The following is an 18,080-nucleotide window of genomic DNA, read 5'->3' as shown; positions in this document are numbered from 1 at the left end:
AATGAATAATGCCTATACCCGACTGTGCCAGCGCTTTCGTCGCCTCTCCCGCTTCGGTCACCTGTCGGCAATCGCTGGCTGGGATATGCAAACCATGATGCCCGCAGGCGGAAGTGAAGCCCGCGGTGAAGCCTTAGCAGAACTGAGCTTATTACAGCATCAGTTGCTGACCGATAAAGAAAACGGTGACCTGTTGCGGGCCGCCGCCGACCTGCCCCTGACGCCGGATGAACGTGCCAACCTGCAGGAGATGACCCGTCAGTGGCAACAGGCGGTTCTGCTACCGGCAGAATTAGTCGAAGCAAAATCTATCGCCGGTATGCGTTGTGAGCATGCCTGGCGAACCCAGCGTCAGGCAAACGACTGGCAGGGGTTTTCAGAAAACCTGCGTGAGGTAGTTCGCCTGTCGCGCCAGGAAGCCGATATCCGCGCAACAGCCAATGGCACGTCACGCTATGATGCTCTGCTGGATCTTTATGAACCTGGCATGGATAGCCAGCAACTGGACTCTGTCTTTAATGACCTGAAACAGTGGCTGCCGGCGTTATTAACCCGCGTGGTGGAAAAACAATCGGCTACTCGGCCACGAACCCCGACCGGGACGTTCCCGCCCCCGTTACAGAAACAGCTCGGCTTGCAAGTCATGCAGACTCTGGGCTTCGATTTTAATCATGGCAGGCTGGATATCAGTGCCCATCCGTTTTGCGGCGGTGTTCCTGAAGATGTCAGGATCACCACGCGATATGATGAACAGCACTTACTGAGTGCCCTGATGGGAGTGATCCATGAAACCGGACATGCCCGTTATGAGCAGAATCTGCCAAAACAGTGGGCAGGACAACCCGCCGGCCTGGCCCGGTCTACCGCTATCCATGAGTCACAGAGCCTGTTTATGGAAATGCAGTTGGGCCGCAGCCGCGAATTCCTGGAATTTATTCAGCCGCAGGTTGAGGCTATCTTCGGGTCGCAACCTGCCCTGGAAAAAGACAACTTTGTGGCACTGGCACAGCAGGTGAAACCCGGGTTTATCCGCGTCGATGCCGACGAAGTCAGTTATCCTGCGCATGTTATGCTGCGTTACGATATCGAAAAGGCCCTGATTGAAGGTGAGATTGAGGTGGAAGATATCCCGTCCCTGTGGGATGAAAAGATGCACCACTACCTGGGGCTGGATACCCGCGGTAATTACCGGGAAGGTTGCATGCAGGATATTCACTGGACCGATGGTGCTTTCGGGTATTTCCCGACCTATACGCTGGGTGCCATGTATGCAGCCCAGTTATTTGCGGCGGCGAAACAACAACTCCCGGCCATTTCCGAAGAGATCGCCCGCGGAAATCTGCAAAATATTTCCGGCTGGCTGAACGACCACATCTGGCAGTACGGAAGTTTACTGACGACTGACGAACTGCTGACAAAAGCGACCGGTCAGACCCTGAATCCGGCCTTTTTCCGCCAGCATCTTGAGCAACGCTATTGCAGCTAACCCTCTGTCCGGCGGTTATTTTTTCCGGCCGCCGGCGCGTTTTTTTCCTTTCTTATCGCGACTGTACATTCGGTTACACAACGATACCATTCACCAACGGACGCCCCCGATTTATTCTCATATAGTGATTTCACCGGCCCCGCAGTGGGCTAATAAATGAAAATGAATTCGAGGAATTTGCAATGAAAAAATTATTTGCACTGGTAGTTGCCGCTGCTATGGGTCTGTCTTCAGCAGCATTCGCTGCAGACACCACCACTACTGCACCTGCACCTGCAGCTGCAACCACTGCTGCTCCGGCAAAAACTGAAGCTCCTGCTAAGCACGTTGCTCACAAACATAAACACAAACACCGTAAGCACCACAAAAAAGCTGCTGCTAAAAAAGCTGCTGAGCAGAAAGCACAGGCTGCTAAAAAACATCACCACAAAAAAGTAGCTAAGAAAGCTGCTGAACAGAAAGCTCAGGCTGCTAAAAAGCATCACCACAAAAAAGTAGCTAAGAAAGCTGTTGCTCAGAAAGCTCAGGCTGCTAAAAAGCACCACCACAAAAAAGTAGCTAAGAAAGCTGCTCACTAATTTAAAATCAGTACCTGACACGTCAGGAATTTCCTGAGCACGCGTCAAAGTGATTAAAACACCCGGTCCTCCGGGTGTTTTTTACCGGAGTAACCCGCATGGTACGTCGTTATCGCTTCGAAATCATTCTGATCAGCGTAATCATTTGCGGCATCATCGCTGCCAGCTTTTTTATTTAGTATCCGGTAACTACTCAGTATCTCTCCCTTTTTTCCACTGTAACGACTATATTACTTTCCTTACCGCAATCTTTAACCTACAGACTCCCGCCATTGAGAGAATTATGCGCCTGCTGACTGTAATTATTTTAAGTGCTTTTTGTTTCAGTGTGCAGGTTCACGCTGATGATGATGATGACACACCCAACGCCAGCGAAATAAAAACCTTATTTTTTGGTAAAGATCACCGTAAAGAAATCACCGATGTCGCCTCCGCGCCCTGGGATGCTATCGGCCAGGTGGAAACCGACAGCGGTAATGTCTGTACAGCCACTCTGATTTCACCGCATATTGCCCTGACCGCCGGTCACTGCCTGCTGACGCCGCCCGGTAAATTCGACCCGCCGGTCGCTATCCGTTTTATGGCGTTTTCTGATGGCTGGCGTTATGAAATTCATGATATTGATGCCCGTGTAGAGCCTATGCTGGCGGGCAAACTGAAAGCGGATGGTGATGGCTGGATTGTACCCCCTTCTGCCGCACCTTATGATTACGGCATCATCATTATCCGTAATCCGCCGTCCGTCATTACCCCTATTCCGCTGTTTTCCGGTAGCCGCTCAGACCTGATTGCAGCCTTAAAAGAAGACGGTAATAAAGTCACACAGGCAGGCTATCCGGCAGATCATCTGGATAATCTGTATGCACATCAGGGCTGTCAGGTCACCGGCTGGTCACAGAAAGCGGTACTGTCACACCGCTGTGATACGCTACCCGGAGACAGTGGGTCACCGTTGCTGTTAAAGACCGATAATGGCTGGCAGATTATTGCGGTACAGAGTTCGGCTCCCGCGGCCAAAGACCGCTACCGTGCTGACAACCGTGCCATCGCGGTCACTTCATTCTATGACAAGCTTCAGGAATTGAGTCAGTAAAAGGGTTTGACGGTCAATGATGTAAAAAACCACGTTTGTGAACTCACTGGTTGATATACAGAAACATGTACGGTTGGCCCTCGCCCCCTCCTGACCGGGGTTCGCTCTTCTCTCGTTCAGTCGTGGGAACAGGGGTTAAGAACTCAGGCGGGTGCAGTGTTAAAACTGTTGCGCGTCATCGACGCGTAAACCTGAGTTTTAAACGGGGTTTGAGGTCCAATCGTGTAAAAAACCACGTTAAGAAAATTTTAGAGTTAGTAGCTCTTAAACCCGGCAAACGAACCACCGTTGGTAGCGGTGTTTTTTGTTTACAGGGCAAAAGATTACGCGTACAAAAAAAGATCTCAGTAAGATCCTTTCTATTCCAGAGATATATCAATTTAATCAGCATACTCACGTCGATAAATTTCGACACTAACCAAATCTAATTCAGACAAGCTGTAAAACGAAACAACATCTTTACTCCGTGGAGATCGCCAACATTCAGCTTCTGTTTGACATTGTTTTTGCTGTTTATATCCTTCGGCTATCAGGTATTCACGAATTTTACTGGTATCGGTCGTGCCATTGAACTGAATGCCATAGACAAAAGCTTGTGGACCACTGATATTGCTATAACTGAACTCGTAATTGTCAGAGATACGAGGCATTCTTTTCAATAAAGCAGGCGTGTAATACTCGTACTCTCGGGTATCCATCCGGGTATAATGGGCGCTACTGGCAAACCCCATCTCTATATGCGGCCATACGACAGCCAGTGCAAAAACACTAATGACAGCAACACTGAGCAGAATAATTATATTTCGTCTCATAACCTCATCCTGTTGTTACCAGAGCCTAAGACCAAAAAAGTCTTATCGTGCTGAGGCAGAATGACCTTTCCAGACAGAAAATCGTTATAGGGGACTACCGTTCGCATAAAAGGCGGCAGCATCCCTTTACGAGGGCGGGAATGCGGGAATTTTTCAGGATCGGGGAACAGTAGCGGCTGAAATGTTTCATTCTTCCAGCTGCCGATTTTGCCGTAGTAATCCCAGCGTTTTAGGGCTTCATCCTTGCTAACAGGTAGGAGCTGAGGAAAAGGATTCTGAATCGATACTACCCGATAAAAGCCCAGCAAATCAGAGACCAAATCCTCACCGCTGAAACCGCTGTCCGTCACTAAATTATTGGGAAACGATCCCTGAAACGCTTCAAATTTGCGGGCCATCGTCATCATCATCGCCAGGGCAATGCTCTTCTGTTCCCAGTGAGGTCTGCCGCGCAGTATCCGCCAGGTCATCACTTTTCCTGACCGAAGTTGCCCCCTTAGACCAGTCATTCCCTGTGCATACCTGACATCATAAAATTCCTTCCCTGATGATTCACCTTGAGCTATTAATCTCAAAAGCTCCCGGATATCCGAGCCCTGAGCATGCCCCAAATCCACCCATCCCAAAACTTCCGTATAAACAATACCTCTGTTTCCATAAGGTGCCTGAGCACCATCAATAATTTCTGATCGCTTACTCATCCTGAGTATCCCGTCCCGTATTAATGACTGTGACCTAATTTACCATAACACCTATTTATCTCTCAGCAGCAAGTATACTCAAAAACCCCGGGCAAAGTTGGATCATTAAAACCATTATGTGGGTGGTTTTTAACATATAAAACAGGATGTTATCTAATTATCGTGGTTTTTTACACGATTAGCCCTCAAATCCCGTAAATGCCGCAGGGCAGCGGTAAAGGTTACCGCTGCCCTCTCCTTAGCCTTCAGAGTTCCTTCTGTTCCATCGCCTGCTGTATGCGCTTTTCCGACACCGGATACGGAGTACCCAGTTGCTGGGCAAACAGACTGACTCTGAGTTCTTCCAGCATCCAGCGTATTGCCATAACATCCTCATCGTCCCGGTGTTTAGGCGGTAGCTTACTACGCCATTGCTCCCAGGCCTGTCCGATATGCTGAACCTTCAGCATACGCGCCCGATCACTGTGCGGGTCGACCGGCAGCTTGTCCAGTCGTCGCTCAATGGCCTGCAGATAGCGCAGAGTGTCCGCCAGCCGCTGCCAGCCATTACCGGTCACAAAGCCCCTGTAGATAAGGCCGCTCATCTGCGCCTTGATATCTGACAGTGCCAGCGCCTGGCTCATATCCACTTTTCCTTTCAGTCGCTTATTGATCCGGAACACCGCTGTCAGGATTTGTTCGACCTGGATGGCAATGGACACCACCGTTTCATTCAATCCGCCGCGGATAATATCTTTCAGACGGGTAAAATCCTGTTCAGTCCATGCAGGGCCGCCATGCTCAGCCATCAGTTTATCGATGCCGCAGGAGATACAGTCATCGATCAGCTCCGGCACTTTCCCGTAAGGGTTAAAGTAAAGTCCGAGTTTTGATTTATTCGGCAGCTTCTCATGCAGGTACTTAACCGGTGACGGAATGTTCAGCCACAACAAACGGCGCTGGCCGCGCCACATGCTTTTCTGCTGTTCTGCCTGGCTATCAAACAAACGAATAGCCACACTGTCTTTTTCATCCACCAGCGCAGGCCAGGCTTGCAACTGATAAGTGCCCCGCTTTTGCTGATAGCTTTGTGGCAGGTCGCCGAAGCTCCACACGTGCAGCCCCTGCTGTTCCACACCATCATCAGCCACATCCGAGAGCGTCTCCTGCACTTTCTCCTTCAGCGCAGTTTTCAGGGCCGTTAAATCTTTGCCTTCCGCCAGCTTCTTATTGTTTTCATCCACTATACGGAATGTGATTTTCAGATGATCGGGCACCGCATTCCATTGCCAGTCCTCCCGACTAACGGTGACCCCGGTCATTCGTCTGAACTCGCGTTCCAGGGCATCTGTCAGCGGCTGGCTGCTGTCGGTCACCCGTTGCAGAAAGGCATCTGCATAGTTCGGTGCAGGTACAAAGTTACGGCGTAACGGTTTGGCCAGCGATTTGATTAATGCGATCACCAGCTCACGGCGGATGCCGGGGATCTGCCATTCAAAACCGCGGTCACTAACCTGATTCAGCAAGGGTAAGGGGACATAGACGGTAACGCCATCGGCATCGGCCCCGGGCTCAAACTGATAACTGAGACGCAGCTTCAGGTTATCCTGATGCCAGAAGTTCGGGTAATCCAGCGCACTGATCTGAGCAGCACCTTCTTTGATCAGCATCTGCTTATCAAAATTGAGCAACTCAGGTTGTTCACGACTGGTCTGCTTCCACCACTGGTCAAAATGACGCGCCGAGACAACATCGTGGCCGATACGCTGGTCATAGAAGGTAAACAGGGTTTCATCATCGACCAGAATGTCTCTGCGTCGTGACTTATGCTCAAGATCCTCTACTTCATTCAGCAGCTTACGGTTATTGCGTAAAAATGCGTGGCGACTCTGCCAGTCACCTTCCACCAGCGCATGACGGATAAAGAGTTCACGTGAGACCTGCGGATCAATTTTACCGTAATTGACTTTACGCCCGGCAATCACTGGCAGTCCGTAGAGCGTGACTTTTTCCGTTGCCATCACCGCCCCCTGAGATTTCTCCCAGTGCGGTTCACTGTAATGATATTTCAGCAGATGTTTAGCCAGCGGTTCAATCCACTCCGGATCGATTTTCGCAGCAACGCGTCCCCAGAGACGGCTGGTTTCCACCAGTTCGGCCACTATCACCCACTTCGGGGGCTTTTTGAATAAGCCGGACCCCGGGAAGATTGAGAACCGTGCATTACGGGCGCCGGTGAATTCCTGTTTTTCTACATCTTTCTGACCGACATGGGAAAGCAGGCCGCACAACAGCGCACTGTGAACTTCACGATACGGTGCCGGTTCACTGTTGACCGGCAGGCGTAATTCTTTAACTACCTGACGTAACTGGGTATAGATATCCTGCCACTCACGTACCCGCAGATAATTCAGATAGTCGGCTTTACACTGACGGCGGAACTGATTACCTGACAGCAGTTGCTGCTGTTCCTGCAGATAATTCCAAAGATTAACCCAGGCCAGGAAGTCGGATTCTTTATCCGCAAAGCGCTGGTGCTTTTCATCAGACGCCTGTTTTTTATCTGAGGGTCGCTCCCGCGGGTCCTGAATGGATAAGGCGGCGGTGATAATCATGACTTCACGTACACAACCAAACTGTTGTGCCGCGAGTACCATGCGGGCAAGCCGCGGGTCGACCGGCAAGCGGGCCAGTTCACGGCCCAGATTCGTCAGTTTAACCTCTCCGCCTGCCGTCGGCAGGATCCCGCCAAGTTCTTCCAGCAAACGGACACCGTCCTGGATATGACGCTTATCCGGGGCTTCCACGAAAGGAAACGCCGCGATATCTCCCAGACCCAGTGCGGTCATCTGCAGAATGACCGACGCCAGATTCGTTCGCAGGATTTCCGGGTCTGTAAACTCCGGACGGTTCAGGAAGTCCTCTTCAGAATACAGCCGGATACAAATCCCTTCCGAGACCCTGCCACATCGCCCTTTTCGCTGGTTGGCGGATGCCTGAGACACCGGCTCAATGGGCAGGCGTTGTACTTTGGTCCGGTAACTGTAACGACTGATCCGCGCAGTGCCGGGGTCGATCACATATTTAATTCCGGGGACCGTCAGGGAGGTTTCCGCAACGTTAGTCGCCAGGACAATACGACGTCCGCTGTGCGACTGGAACACCCGGTTCTGCTCGGTATTGGACAAGCGGGCATACAGCGGTAGCACTTCGGTATGACGTAACTCTCTGCGGTTAAGAGCGTCGGCCGTATCACGGATTTCCCGTTCACCGCTCATAAAAATCAGGATATCACCGGCAGGTTCACGCATCAGTTCATCGACCGCGTCAAAAATAGCCTGCAACTGATCGCGATCGCCGTCACTGGAATCTTCAGTGACCGGCCGGTAACGGACCTCTACCGGATACGTACGCCCGGACACTTCAATGACCGGTGCATGATTAAAGTGACGCGAAAAGCGCTGCGGATCGATCGTCGCCGAGGTAATAATGACTTTCAGGTCAGGCCTGCGGGGCAGCAGTTCACGCAGATACCCGAGCAGGAAGTCAATATTCAGGCTGCGTTCATGGGCTTCATCGATGATCAGGGTGTCATATTGCAACAGCAGCCTGTCCTGCTGGATCTCCGCCAGCAGTATCCCGTCGGTCATCAGTTTAATACGGCTGTTATCACTGACCTGGTCATTAAACCTGACTTTATAACCGACAACATCGCCCAGCGGACTCTTCATCTCTTCGGCGATACGGGTAGCCACCGTCCGGGCCGCCAGACGGCGCGGCTGGGTATGACCAATCAGGCCGCGGTTTCCCCGGCCAAGGGCCAGACAGATTTTCGGGATCTGTGTGGTTTTACCGGACCCGGTTTCACCGGCAATGATCACGACCTGGTGGTTACTGATGGCCTCTGCAATTTCCTGCTGTTTCTGGCTGACCGGCAGGTTATCCGGAAATTCAATCTCTTTCGGGGCCGAAGCCAGACGGAGCGCCAGGCGCGTTTCTGCCTCAGCAATATCCTGTTCAATCTTACTGGTTATTTCAGCACGCGCCTGCGGGTTCTTCACCTTTTCGGCACCGGTCAGACGACGCCTGATTTTCTGGCGATCCCGCAATATGAGCGGTTCCGTTCTGCTGAACAGCGATGAAAGCGGTGAGAAATCCTGAGATGACATAATAATGCGTTACCTTGATTTTATATGACAAAATGACCCGGGCCCTGCATCAGCAGGCAGGAAATGTCCGTCTGTCTGCGACAGTGCATGATTGTAACATACTCATGAAGCGCTGTTATGCCAGGACACCTTTCCCTGCCCCTGACTCATTCAATTTTTTCGAATATAGATCTCGAAATTATCAACTTTTATCTGCCGGTCTATCCCCGTACAGTGAGACCACTTAGCGGAAGACTCCGCCTCTATGACAGGAAAACAAATATGAGCAAAGTACTCGTTCTGAAATCCAGTATTCTGGCCGGCTATTCACAGTCAGGGCAGTTAGCCGACTTTTATGCCGAACAGGCCATCGCCAAAGGTGACACTGTCACTGTACGTGATCTGGCTGCACAGCCAGTCCCGGTACTGGATGGCGAACTGGTCGGAGCCCTGCGCCCTTCAGAAACGCCACTGAACTCTCGCCAGCAGGAAGCGCTGGCTCTGTCTGATGAACTGATCAGTGAGTTACAGGCTCATGATGTGATTGTCATCGCCGCGCCAATGTATAACTTTAATATCCCGACGCAACTGAAAACCTATTTCGATCTCATCGCCCGCGCCGGTGTGACCTTCCGTTATACGGAAAACGGCCCCGAAGGACTGGTGACAGGCAAACGTGCAGTGATTATTTCCAGCCGTGGTGGTGTACATAAAGATACCCCCGCGGATCTGCTAACCCCTTACCTGAAATTATTCCTTGGCTTTATCGGGATTTCGGATGTGAACTTTGTGTTCGCGGAAGGCTATGGTTACGGCCCGGAAGTCGGCGCGAAAGCCACGACAGATGCGAAAACGGCTATCGAATCAATTATCGCCGTCTGACCTTCTGTTGCCGGTCTCTGCAGGCCGGCAGTTTCACCCTGACTTTTTACTGACCTGTTGCCTCTGCTCTGTACATGGTCAGGGCACTCCCGAAGCTCCGGGGGTGAAAGCCATGCCTCTCTGAACTTCCCCGGCCTTATCAGCTTATCCGGCATCTACAGGCCGGGTGACCCGCAGTGCCTCCCCCTCTGTGACGGGCCGTTATTGCGAATTTTTTAACAGGGTATTGACGTCTTTATCTGCTTTTATCGTGATCTCATGGTCAATTTTGACATTCATATTGATCGTAATCGGTTCTTTGGGCGCAGCGACCTCAATACGCGGTGTACACCCGCCCAGGATCAGACCTGATATCAGGCAGATAAGCAGGTTACCGCTTTTCATCATTGTTTCTCTCCGTTTGCGGATACTTCAGTTGCTGCGATAACAGCGACTCTAAATTACTGCCAAAATTCAGACTCTCCCAGAGTCTGAAGATATTTTCCTGGTGAGTATAATTCAGATTAACCCGCTGATCATGATTACTGAAGCGGCTGGTTCCCTGAACGGTCGATTTCATGATCAGTTCACCGTCACTACTTAACTGTAACTTCGCCTGCGCACGACCGATCTCCATATACCGTAACCAGTCGACGGCTACGCCGGCCGCCATATTATTACTGGTAATGGCGTCAATCATCTCTTTATCGACCCGCAGGGTCAGAGGTCCGTCGTTACTGACCCACCCGTCACGAATGATATAGTGCGGGTCATTGACCCATAACGGCAACTCACCGCTGACCAGGCCGGACATGGCTATTTTGCCGGGATGTAATGCCGTAATGAGCCTGCTCAGGTTGATTTTATCGGCTTTCAGCAGTGCTGCCTGCCGCTGCGGAAGCCTCAATTCAGCCAGGCTCAGTTTGCCGCCGGAAACCGACATACTGACATCCGATAACCGCAAGGGTTTCTCCTGACTCCAGGGATAGAACCCCTGCAGGCTGGCAGTGATCCCTGACAAACCTATCTGATCCACGATACGGTCGATGGTCAGACGGACAGGCTGACGGTAACCCAACTGCCAGCGCTGCTGTTGATAACGGAACGGTAAAGAAAAACCAGCCCCCTGTATCTGATTGTCCGGCGTCCAGGCACTGCCCTGAGTGATCACCCAGTGTCCGCCGGCCTGAAAGCCGCTGGTGGCCGAGGCGGAAAAGGCAGCCTGTGCCCGCATTTTTCCGCCGGTGATTTTCATTTTCATGTCCGGTGACAGCAACGGCTCGACAACGGCCAGTGGCTGAGAGGCCCACCATGCCTGACCCCGCAAACGCTCACCATCCCAGCGACCATGCAGTGCCAGTGGCCCGAGGGTTCCGGCGCTGAGACGCGCCTGATAGAGGAAATCCCCCGGGGAGGTTCCGGAGACCGAAAACGGCAGATGCAGTGCCGGCAGTCTGCCGCCATAACTGAAAAGTGTCTTCCCGGCCGTTAACGCAAATGCCCCTGCCAGTTTCGGAGCGTTCACCTGCCGGTGCCAGATCAGCGGCGAGGTGAGCGTAAGACGCGGAGACACGACCCGTACGCCGCCATACCTGAGCTGGTTAAAACCGGTCGACAATGTTTTAAGCGTGATCTGCGGCCCCTGCCAGTCACCGCTGCCCTGAAGATCCCAGGCGGCTTTAAAAGGTAACAGCACGCCGCTGCCCCAGTAACGCCATTGCCATTGCCCCTGATCCGGCCAGAAATCCCGGGCCTGACCGGCCAGTTGCAGACGATAGCGGCCGGAGGTGCGGTTGTGTACCTGTAATATGGCCTGTAAGGGTCCGTTAATCCCTGAAGCTGACAGATGTACCCCGGCCAGTGGCCAGCGCGCTTCATCGACCTGGAAGGTATCCAGCAATTGACCACGCATACGGAGTAAGGCGCCGCTCAGAAAGCGGATTTCGGGTCCGGTCAGCGGCCCGGTCAGCTGCGCCGGTAGCCGGGCAAAAAACTGTAATTCAGGGCTGTTTGCCGTGCCGGTCAGACGTAACGGTAGTGCGCTATCGGTCAGACTGAGTTTACCTGGCCCCAGACTGAGTACAACGTTCCCTTTACCGCCGTGACCGGAGGTTAAGGCATTCATTCGTCCGGAAATAACACTATTTTCCGGCCCTTCACGCCAGTGGCTGGCTTGCAGCGCAATCCCCCCCTGCAACGGCTGAGACGCAAAAGGCCACTGCCATTTGCCTTGCTGAATTTCAAGCAGTTGTGGCGTGGCCGTCCAGGGCAACTGTAACAAGGGTTCGGGGCTCTTCGGGGTCAGTACGTTCAGCACACCCTGCTGTTGCTGCCAGTGCAGCTCAAGGTGCAGCGGAAGACCGGTCAGAGATAGCTGCCCGTCCAGTTGCCCCCGCTCAGGCCATTGCCCGATTTTCGGGGCCAGCCCGACGGAGCCCTGCAGAGTAAGCGGCGGAGTTCCGCCCGGAGGTATCCATCGTAACCGGGTGATCGTCAGTGCCTGGCCATTAAGCACTGCGCTTAGCTGAAGATCATTTCTATCGTAGGTCAGTGCCTGCCGCTGTTGCTGGGTCGTCAGCGACAGACGTCCGGCATACTGACCCCAGGGCAGAATTTCCAGTTTATCGGCCTGCCAGTGACCGGCAGGCAGCAACGCCTGCCACTCCGCCAGTGTTTTTTCCGGCGCGGAGGAGGAAGAGGAGGAAGGAACCGTCGCCAGGCAGTCGGTATCAACCCGAACATCCGTGGCATGCCACTGCCATAAATGATCACGATAGCCCACAGAAAGGCCGTTCACGGAGACCGCCTGACAGTCCCCCGCCTGTAACGCTACCCCCGGGAAACTGAGGCTTCTGGTGTGCGGGCGAAAATGCCCGCTGAGCGTCAGACGTGTCCCTTCCGGCAGCCAGTGCTGTACGAGCGGCGGCAGCCAGACATCAATGGCAGCCACGGCCAGACCGGTGATCAGCACGACCGGGACGATAATCGCCAGGGCTGTTCGCCGTTTGTCTGTCATAGAAAATTCACCCTGTTCTCCCGGAGCCATCAGTGACACAACGCATTAATGATCCCGCTTTTGTCGTGCCCGGGCCTATACTGAAATCAGCGAGTTACGTATTTGCGATACATAGTATGTAAGATTCTGGCAAAACGCTAATAACACCGGCATTCCCTGCAAAGTTACCCCGGAGATCCGTAATGAATATCGCCGTTTATAGCACGAAACACTATGATCAGCAGTCCCTGGAAAAAGCGAATCAGTCTTTTGGTTTTTCCTTCACTTTTTATGATTTCAAACTCGATCACCATACCGCCAAAACCGCACAAGGTTTCGACGCCGTCTGTATCTTCGTTAATGACCAGTGTTCTGCAGACGTTATTGAAGAACTGGCCGCCGGGGGCGTTCGCTTTATCGCCCTGCGGTGTGCGGGGTTCGATAATGTGGATCTGGCGGCCGCAGAAAGACGGGGGATTCAGGTCGTGCGGGTGCCTGCCTATTCTCCGGAAGCGGTGGCAGAACACTCTGTCGCTCTTATGCTGGCCCTGAACCGTCATATTCACCGGGCCTGGCTCCGTACCCGGGATGCTAACTTTTCGCTGGAGGGCCTGACCGGCTTCACCATGCACGGAAAAACTGCCGGGATTGTGGGAACCGGGAAAATCGGGCTGGCAGCACTGCGTATTCTTAAAGGGTTCGGGATGCGATTACTGGCGTTTGACCCTTATCCGTCCGAAGAGGCTCTGGCGCTGGGCGTTGAATATACGGATTTTACCACTCTGCTGCGGGAATCCGACATTATCTCTCTCCACTGCCCGATGACACCGCAAAACCACCACCTGCTCGATGCCGCAGCGTTCAGTAAAATGAAAGACGGCGTGATGATCATCAATACCAGCCGGGGCGGACTCATTGATTCACAGGCTGCCGTGGGATCGCTGAAGCAACAAAAAATCGGCGCGCTGGGTATGGATGTCTATGAAAATGAACGGGATCTGTTCTTTGAGGACAACTCGAATGATGTTATCCAGGACGATATCTTCCGCCGGCTCTCCTCCTGCCATAATGTCCTGTTTACCGGGCATCAGGCCTTCCTGACCCGTGAAGCGTTGACCACCATAGCAGAAACCACACTGAGTAATCTGCAGGAGCTTTCCCTCGGCAGGAGCTGTACTCACAGAGTGAGTACCGGTCAATAAACTCTCCGCCATGGCGGAAAAGCAGCACCCTGCCGGTCAGGGTGCCATGCTGTTAACGGGCACAGTTACCATTGATCAGCGCAACTTCGCTGCAACGTTTGCCATTGCTTAACTCACACATGCCGATCCTGCTACCGTCAAGTTGTCGTGAATAGGCCAGAATACCGCCTGCACCTGCACAGTTGGACTCCGCCAGAGAAGACATCACCACGGGCTGGATATGTGCAGCCGTTGCCTGCTGTGGGGGTTCATTATCATCGTTATGGCTGCTGCAGGCAGAGAGTAAAACGGTGGCACTCACCAGCAACATTGCGGCTATTTTCATTCATCAGGCTCCGGGAGGTTGGACAGTTGGTTGCTCAGAATATGTCAGCGGCGACGGCGGGTCGATATCTGTTACTTTTTTTTACTAAATAAATCCCGCCAGGGGGCGATCACTCTGTCTGCCCGCCATCCTCTCGTGGCATACCGCCTGTAAATTACCTGAATGTGCTGACCCCCGGCTAATTTTTTGAATATCCGCCAGAGGCGCATTAGGATGATTGGGTTAACAATGGCGTTTAGCCGGCATAAAATATAATTCCTGAGGTGTTTATGACTAAGATTGCGATTATTTATCACAGCGGCTATGGACATACCGAAGAGATCGCCAAATCCGTGGAGTCCGGTGCAGCATCAGTGGCCGGGGTGACGACCACCCTGATCCCGGCGGAGAATGTCGGGTCATACTGGCAGTATCTGGAAGAAGAAGCCGATGCAATCATCTTCGGCTCCCCGACCTATATGGGCAGCGCCTCTGCCCCTTTCAAAGCCTTTATGGATGCCAGTTCAAAATACTGGGGAAAATGGCGGGATAAACTGGCCGCCGGATTTACCTGCTCCGCTTCCCACAGTGGTGATAAACTGGCAACGCTGCAGCAACTGAGTATTTTTGCTGCACAACACCAGATGATATGGGTCAGCCTTGGGTTAATGCCTGGCAATAATAGCTCGAAAGGATCTGAAGATGATCTTAACCGGCTTGGCTCGTTTTTAGGGGCCATGGCGCAGGCGGATGCCGATAAAGGCATTGAGGGGATAACTCAGTCAGATAAAGAGACTGCAAAAATCTTAGGTGCGCGGGTCGCCCATGCCTCACTGCGGTGGAATAAATAGAGAAATACCGGGTGAAATAATTCACCCTCGTTTCCGGTAGTCATCCCACGGTCCCGGCAGCGTTATACCCTGCCAGTCTGCGGACGCCTTTCCTGCTCAGCCTCGTGATTAACCCGCCATCACGGGGCTGTTATCCGTTTCCCCGACAGAACTTTATTGTTATTCTTCATTGATAATCCCGGGCCTGATCCCCGGTCGCTGGTCACGGCTGACCACAGAGTATTTTTCCGGCAGGGGATCTCTTATCAAATAGTCATCCGCCCTGACCAGCAGGTCATATGCGGGTGTCAGATAACACATCTGCTTCATCAGGTTTGTCGGCGGCTTATTCTGACGTGATAAGGAACGAAATAATGGATGGTTACGTAGCACTGAAAATTTGTGCAGCATCAGCCTCGGCGGCGTCGTTCTGGCTGGATTTCAGACCGAAAAAAAGAAAACAACATGCGGATCCGGTCATCGCATTAGCTGACGAAAACGAGCGTCACCAATGGCGATATGCCCGACGCGGCCTTCTGGCTGTCAGCGTTCTGGCCGGGGTTTGTCTGTTCTGGATAGTGATCAGCGGGCTGATCAGTTAGCTTTGTGTCCGCCCCGCGGATAAAGCCAGGCGGACAACCTGCAGGATCACTGATGAATTGCCCCTTTTTATACCGGCAGACTGTTGTCTGTCAGGAGCATAGCCTCAGAGATTTGTGACATCGATATACAGCGAATGGTCGATATTGGTCGATGAAACGGTCGCTTCCGTAAATCCGTAAGCTTCACGCTCTCCTTCACGATCTAACGGCAGGTTTTCGAAGTCAAACAGTTCGCGATCCGCTAACTGACTCGGACTGACATTCTGTAAGGATTTAAAAACACTTTCCACACGGCCAGCATCTTTTTTATCCCACTCGCTCAGCATGCCTTTAATCGCCTGTCGCTGAAGATTTTCCTGAGAGCCACACAGATTGCAGGGAATGATCGGGAACGCCTTATGATCAGCAAAACGGATGAGATCCTTTTCGCGGCAGTAGGTCAGCGGACGGATCACCACATTACGGCCATCATCTGAACGCAGTTTCGGTGGCATCGCCTTCATCCTCGCTCCATGGAACATATTCAGAAACAGCGTTTCCACAATATCATCCATGTGATGACCAAGGGCAATTTTGGTGGCGCCGATCTTTTCGGCAAAGGAATAAAGTGTACCCCGACGCAGGCGCGAACACAGTCCGCAGGTCGTTTTACCTTCAGGGATCTTCTCTCTGACGACTGAGTAGGTATCTTTATCGACGATATAGTAAGGGATGTTAAGCTGCTCGAAATAGTCAGGCAGAATATGCTCCGGGAAACCCGGTTGTTTCTGGTCCAGGTTGACCGCAATCACTTCAAAGCTGACAGGAGCAACTTTTTGCAGGCTCAGCAGAATATCCAGCATGGCAAAAGAGTCCTTGCCACCACTCATGCAGGCCATTACCACATCATTTTCTTCTATCATCTGGTAATCGGTGATTGCATTGCCAACATTTCTCCGCAGACGCTTCTGGAGTTTGTTGAATTCGAGTGTGTCTTTTCTGGTATCGGTCTGATTCATAGGTTCTGTTCACCGCCGGGTGCTCCGGCCGTTTATTTCCTGGTTAAAAGCCTGCATGCATGGGCGCGGATTATACGGACTTTTACGCGAGGGGGAAATCACCTTTCAAAAGATATCGCAGAACAGAACAAAGATGCAGCAGAGGAGAGAAGACCGTCAGGCACCGGTGAAAGGCGGCCGCGAGGTGGCAAAAAAAAACCGGCGTCACTAACGCCGGGGTCATAAGAATTAAATGTGCTATGCAGTAATTCAAAAGTAAGACAATGTGGAGCACAACGCCCATCGCTTGACGTTGCATTCACCTGCGGGAAGAAGTATCCGCGATTTTCGCCCGGCATACATTGACTCAGATCATTTTTATGATTATTAATCCAACCACATGATTTATAACCATTTGCGCTCTTTAAGGAACCAGGTCACACCCAGCGCAATCAGTACCAGAATCACACAAAACACAGCAAAGCCATCGTGCCATTGTCCGCCGGGAATCCCGCCCAGATTAACGCCGAACAGTCCGGTAAGGAAAGTCGCAGGGAGAAAAACCATCGCCAGCAGAGACATAATATAGGTTCTGCGGTTCATGGATTCTGTCAGCAAGGCATCGATTTCATCGGTCAGAACCGCGGTCCGTGCAATGCCCGCATCCAGATCTTCAAGTCCCCTGCCCAGCCGGTCTGAGATATCCTGCATCAGACGGCGCTGTGCCTCGTCCATCCAGGTAAATTTTTCACTGGCGATGCGCGCCAGCACATCCCGCTGAGGTGCCATGTAACGACGCATCACAATCAGTTGCTTACGCAGCAATGCCATTTCGCCCCGCACCGGTGCCTGGCCTTCCATCAGCCCGTCTTCCATATCAATAATTTTATCGTGTAAATCTTCGATAAATTCACTGATATGATCCGTCAGTGAGTCGCAAAACTCCACCAGCCAGTCGCCCGCATTTTCCGGGCCGTTCCCCTGCCGGAGTTCACCCCAGACATCTTCCACCGCGGCTACTTTGCGTTTGCGGGTCGAAATGATTAATTTATCACTGATAAAAATTCTGACCGCCACCAGCTCGTCCGGACGGGCATGTTCATTAAAGTTGATACTGCGCAGAACGATGATAAAACCATCCGCCAGACGGCTCACCCTGGGGCGCATACTCTCACCGGCTAAAGCATCCCTTACGGAGTCCGGCAATAACGGAGTTTTCTGCAACCATCCGGCGCTGTTTTCCTGGGCATAATTCAGGTGCAGCCAGCAGGGGCGCTCGCAATTCACCATTTCAGTTTCACTGATAGGCAGCATTCCACCCTGCCCGTCTAACTGACAGGAAATAATCGCATCAGATATCTGCAGTTCTTTACCGTCGATGATGCTCACACATTCCCCTTAACTCTGTTTCCGGTAAATCAAAACCTGCATTGTAGTGTATTGATTACCATAATTTGCATTTAAAACGTAAAGGGGCATTACACAATGGCTGCCCCGTTCGATAATAATAGC

General features: G+C 52.2%; 17 protein-coding genes. 8 read left to right on the top strand and 9 right to left on the bottom strand.

The genetic code is table 11. From position 1 onward, the window contains the following. Position 1 precedes the first annotated feature (1 nt). The 4 genes from GTPT_RS10640 to GTPT_RS10630 all read left to right on the top strand — a co-directional run bounded on the left by GTPT_RS10640 (position 2) and on the right by GTPT_RS10630 (position 3,157). Positions 2–1,486 (top strand): carboxypeptidase M32, encoded by a 1,485-nt coding sequence (locus tag GTPT_RS10640; protein WP_025903131.1) that lies wholly within the window; start codon positions 2–4, stop codon positions 1,484–1,486. A gap of 182 nt (positions 1,487–1,668) precedes the next feature. Further along, positions 1,669–2,064 carry an acid resistance repetitive basic protein Asr gene (gene asr / locus GTPT_RS10635; RefSeq protein ID WP_029990387.1) on the top strand — a complete coding sequence of 132 codons (396 nt, stop codon included), beginning with the start codon at positions 1,669–1,671 and terminating at the stop codon, positions 2,062–2,064. Positions 2,065–2,162: 98 nt separating this feature from the next. Beyond that, complete coding sequence (ydgU, locus tag GTPT_RS18085) at positions 2,163–2,243, top strand: small membrane protein YdgU (RefSeq protein ID WP_465315989.1); 81 nt, start codon at positions 2,163–2,165, stop codon at positions 2,241–2,243. Positions 2,244–2,347: 104 nt separating this feature from the next. Beyond that, on the top strand, positions 2,348–3,157 hold the full coding sequence (locus GTPT_RS10630) for a trypsin-like serine peptidase (RefSeq protein ID WP_025903129.1): 810 nt from the start codon (positions 2,348–2,350) through the stop codon (positions 3,155–3,157). A 380-nt stretch (positions 3,158–3,537) separates the two neighbouring features. Here GTPT_RS10630 and GTPT_RS10625 read toward each other — a convergent pair whose 3' ends face one another. The 3 genes from GTPT_RS10625 to hrpA form a co-directional block, all read right to left on the bottom strand. Then, the gene (locus GTPT_RS10625) at positions 3,538–3,969 is read right to left on the bottom strand and encodes a hypothetical protein (RefSeq protein WP_029990385.1); all 432 of its coding nucleotides are present in this window, start codon (positions 3,967–3,969) and stop codon (positions 3,538–3,540) included. Beyond that, positions 3,966–4,670, bottom strand: coding sequence for a hypothetical protein (locus GTPT_RS10620; protein WP_029990384.1), 705 nt, complete (start codon positions 4,668–4,670; stop codon positions 3,966–3,968). Before GTPT_RS10620 ends, GTPT_RS10625 begins: the two co-directional genes overlap by 4 nt. A 245-nt stretch (positions 4,671–4,915) precedes the next feature. Continuing rightward, on the bottom strand, positions 4,916–8,818 hold the full coding sequence (gene hrpA / locus GTPT_RS10615; RefSeq protein ID WP_029990382.1) for an ATP-dependent RNA helicase HrpA: 3,903 nt from the start codon (positions 8,816–8,818) through the stop codon (positions 4,916–4,918). Between the two features lie 261 nt (positions 8,819–9,079). Here hrpA and GTPT_RS10610 point away from each other — a divergent pair, with 261 nt between their 5' ends. Then, entirely contained in the window at positions 9,080–9,679 is a 600-nt protein-coding gene (locus GTPT_RS10610) for an FMN-dependent NADH-azoreductase (RefSeq protein WP_029990381.1), read from the top strand. A 201-nt stretch (positions 9,680–9,880) separates the two neighbouring features. On the opposite strand, the gene GTPT_RS10605 is transcribed toward GTPT_RS10610, so the two are convergent. Together GTPT_RS10605 and GTPT_RS10600 are read right to left on the bottom strand one after the other, a co-directional pair. Beyond that, the gene (locus GTPT_RS10605; RefSeq protein ID WP_029990379.1) at positions 9,881–10,063 is read right to left on the bottom strand and encodes a YnbE family lipoprotein; all 183 of its coding nucleotides are present in this window, start codon (positions 10,061–10,063) and stop codon (positions 9,881–9,883) included. Next, complete coding sequence (locus GTPT_RS10600) at positions 10,050–12,674, bottom strand: YdbH family protein (protein WP_051170753.1); 2,625 nt, start codon at positions 12,672–12,674, stop codon at positions 10,050–10,052. The genes GTPT_RS10605 and GTPT_RS10600 overlap by 14 nt, the downstream gene beginning before the upstream one ends. A gap of 182 nt (positions 12,675–12,856) precedes the next feature. On the opposite strand from GTPT_RS10600, the gene GTPT_RS10595 reads away from it, so the two are divergent. Further along, the gene (locus GTPT_RS10595; protein WP_029990377.1) at positions 12,857–13,855 is read left to right on the top strand and encodes a 2-hydroxyacid dehydrogenase; all 999 of its coding nucleotides are present in this window, start codon (positions 12,857–12,859) and stop codon (positions 13,853–13,855) included. Between the two features lie 52 nt (positions 13,856–13,907). Here GTPT_RS10595 and GTPT_RS10590 read toward each other — a convergent pair whose 3' ends face one another. Continuing rightward, positions 13,908–14,180, bottom strand: coding sequence for a putative hemolysin (locus GTPT_RS10590; protein WP_025903118.1), 273 nt, complete (start codon positions 14,178–14,180; stop codon positions 13,908–13,910). 269 nt (positions 14,181–14,449) lie between these two features. Between GTPT_RS10590 and GTPT_RS10585 the strand changes: the two genes are divergently transcribed. After that, positions 14,450–15,010, top strand: a complete 561-nt coding sequence (locus GTPT_RS10585; RefSeq protein ID WP_029990375.1) for a flavodoxin family protein — start codon at positions 14,450–14,452, stop codon at positions 15,008–15,010. A 159-nt stretch (positions 15,011–15,169) separates the two neighbouring features. On the opposite strand, the gene GTPT_RS17535 is transcribed toward GTPT_RS10585, so the two are convergent. Continuing rightward, on the bottom strand, positions 15,170–15,319 hold the full coding sequence (locus GTPT_RS17535; RefSeq protein ID WP_156022685.1) for a hypothetical protein: 150 nt from the start codon (positions 15,317–15,319) through the stop codon (positions 15,170–15,172). Between the two features lie 44 nt (positions 15,320–15,363). Here GTPT_RS17535 and GTPT_RS10580 point away from each other — a divergent pair, with 44 nt between their 5' ends. Beyond that, on the top strand, positions 15,364–15,591 hold the full coding sequence (locus GTPT_RS10580) for a hypothetical protein (RefSeq protein WP_025903116.1): 228 nt from the start codon (positions 15,364–15,366) through the stop codon (positions 15,589–15,591). Positions 15,592–15,695: 104 nt separating this feature from the next. Here GTPT_RS10580 and ttcA read toward each other — a convergent pair whose 3' ends face one another. Together ttcA and zntB are read right to left on the bottom strand one after the other, a co-directional pair. Continuing rightward, positions 15,696–16,589, bottom strand: coding sequence for a tRNA 2-thiocytidine(32) synthetase TtcA (gene ttcA, locus GTPT_RS10575; protein ID WP_025903115.1), 894 nt, complete (start codon positions 16,587–16,589; stop codon positions 15,696–15,698). A 384-nt stretch (positions 16,590–16,973) separates the two neighbouring features. Next, complete coding sequence (zntB, locus tag GTPT_RS10570) at positions 16,974–17,957, bottom strand: zinc transporter ZntB (protein ID WP_029990374.1); 984 nt, start codon at positions 17,955–17,957, stop codon at positions 16,974–16,976. Positions 17,958–18,080: the final 123 nt, after the last annotated feature.

It is taken from the genome of Tatumella ptyseos ATCC 33301 (assembly GCF_000735525.1).
Classification (GTDB): domain Bacteria; phylum Pseudomonadota; class Gammaproteobacteria; order Enterobacterales; family Enterobacteriaceae; genus Tatumella; species Tatumella ptyseos.
Note: the sequence above shows the minus strand (reverse complement) of the source record. Positions and strands in the feature narration are given on the sequence as shown.

Bases quoted from the DNA above. Each gene is read 5' to 3' on its own strand.
- GTPT_RS10640 (WP_025903131.1), top strand. From the start codon at position 2: ATGAATAATGCCTATACCCGACTGTGCCAGCGCTTTCGTCGCCTCTCC.
- asr (WP_029990387.1), top strand. From the start codon at position 1,669: ATGAAAAAATTATTTGCACTGGTAGTTGCCGCTGCTATGGGTCTGTCT.
- ydgU (WP_465315989.1), top strand. From the start codon at position 2,163: ATGGTACGTCGTTATCGCTTCGAAATCATTCTGATCAGCGTAATCATT.
- GTPT_RS10630 (WP_025903129.1), top strand. From the start codon at position 2,348: ATGCGCCTGCTGACTGTAATTATTTTAAGTGCTTTTTGTTTCAGTGTG.
- GTPT_RS10625 (WP_029990385.1), bottom strand. From the start codon at position 3,969: ATGAGACGAAATATAATTATTCTGCTCAGTGTTGCTGTCATTAGTGTT.
- GTPT_RS10620 (WP_029990384.1), bottom strand. From the start codon at position 4,670: ATGAGTAAGCGATCAGAAATTATTGATGGTGCTCAGGCACCTTATGGA.
- hrpA (WP_029990382.1), bottom strand. From the start codon at position 8,818: ATGTCATCTCAGGATTTCTCACCGCTTTCATCGCTGTTCAGCAGAACG.
- GTPT_RS10610 (WP_029990381.1), top strand. From the start codon at position 9,080: ATGAGCAAAGTACTCGTTCTGAAATCCAGTATTCTGGCCGGCTATTCA.
- GTPT_RS10605 (WP_029990379.1), bottom strand. From the start codon at position 10,063: ATGAAAAGCGGTAACCTGCTTATCTGCCTGATATCAGGTCTGATCCTG.
- GTPT_RS10600 (WP_051170753.1), bottom strand. From the start codon at position 12,674: ATGACAGACAAACGGCGAACAGCCCTGGCGATTATCGTCCCGGTCGTG.
- GTPT_RS10595 (WP_029990377.1), top strand. From the start codon at position 12,857: ATGAATATCGCCGTTTATAGCACGAAACACTATGATCAGCAGTCCCTG.
- GTPT_RS10590 (WP_025903118.1), bottom strand. From the start codon at position 14,180: ATGAAAATAGCCGCAATGTTGCTGGTGAGTGCCACCGTTTTACTCTCT.
- GTPT_RS10585 (WP_029990375.1), top strand. From the start codon at position 14,450: ATGACTAAGATTGCGATTATTTATCACAGCGGCTATGGACATACCGAA.
- GTPT_RS17535 (WP_156022685.1), bottom strand. From the start codon at position 15,319: ATGAAGCAGATGTGTTATCTGACACCCGCATATGACCTGCTGGTCAGG.
- GTPT_RS10580 (WP_025903116.1), top strand. From the start codon at position 15,364: ATGGATGGTTACGTAGCACTGAAAATTTGTGCAGCATCAGCCTCGGCG.
- ttcA (WP_025903115.1), bottom strand. From the start codon at position 16,589: ATGAATCAGACCGATACCAGAAAAGACACACTCGAATTCAACAAACTC.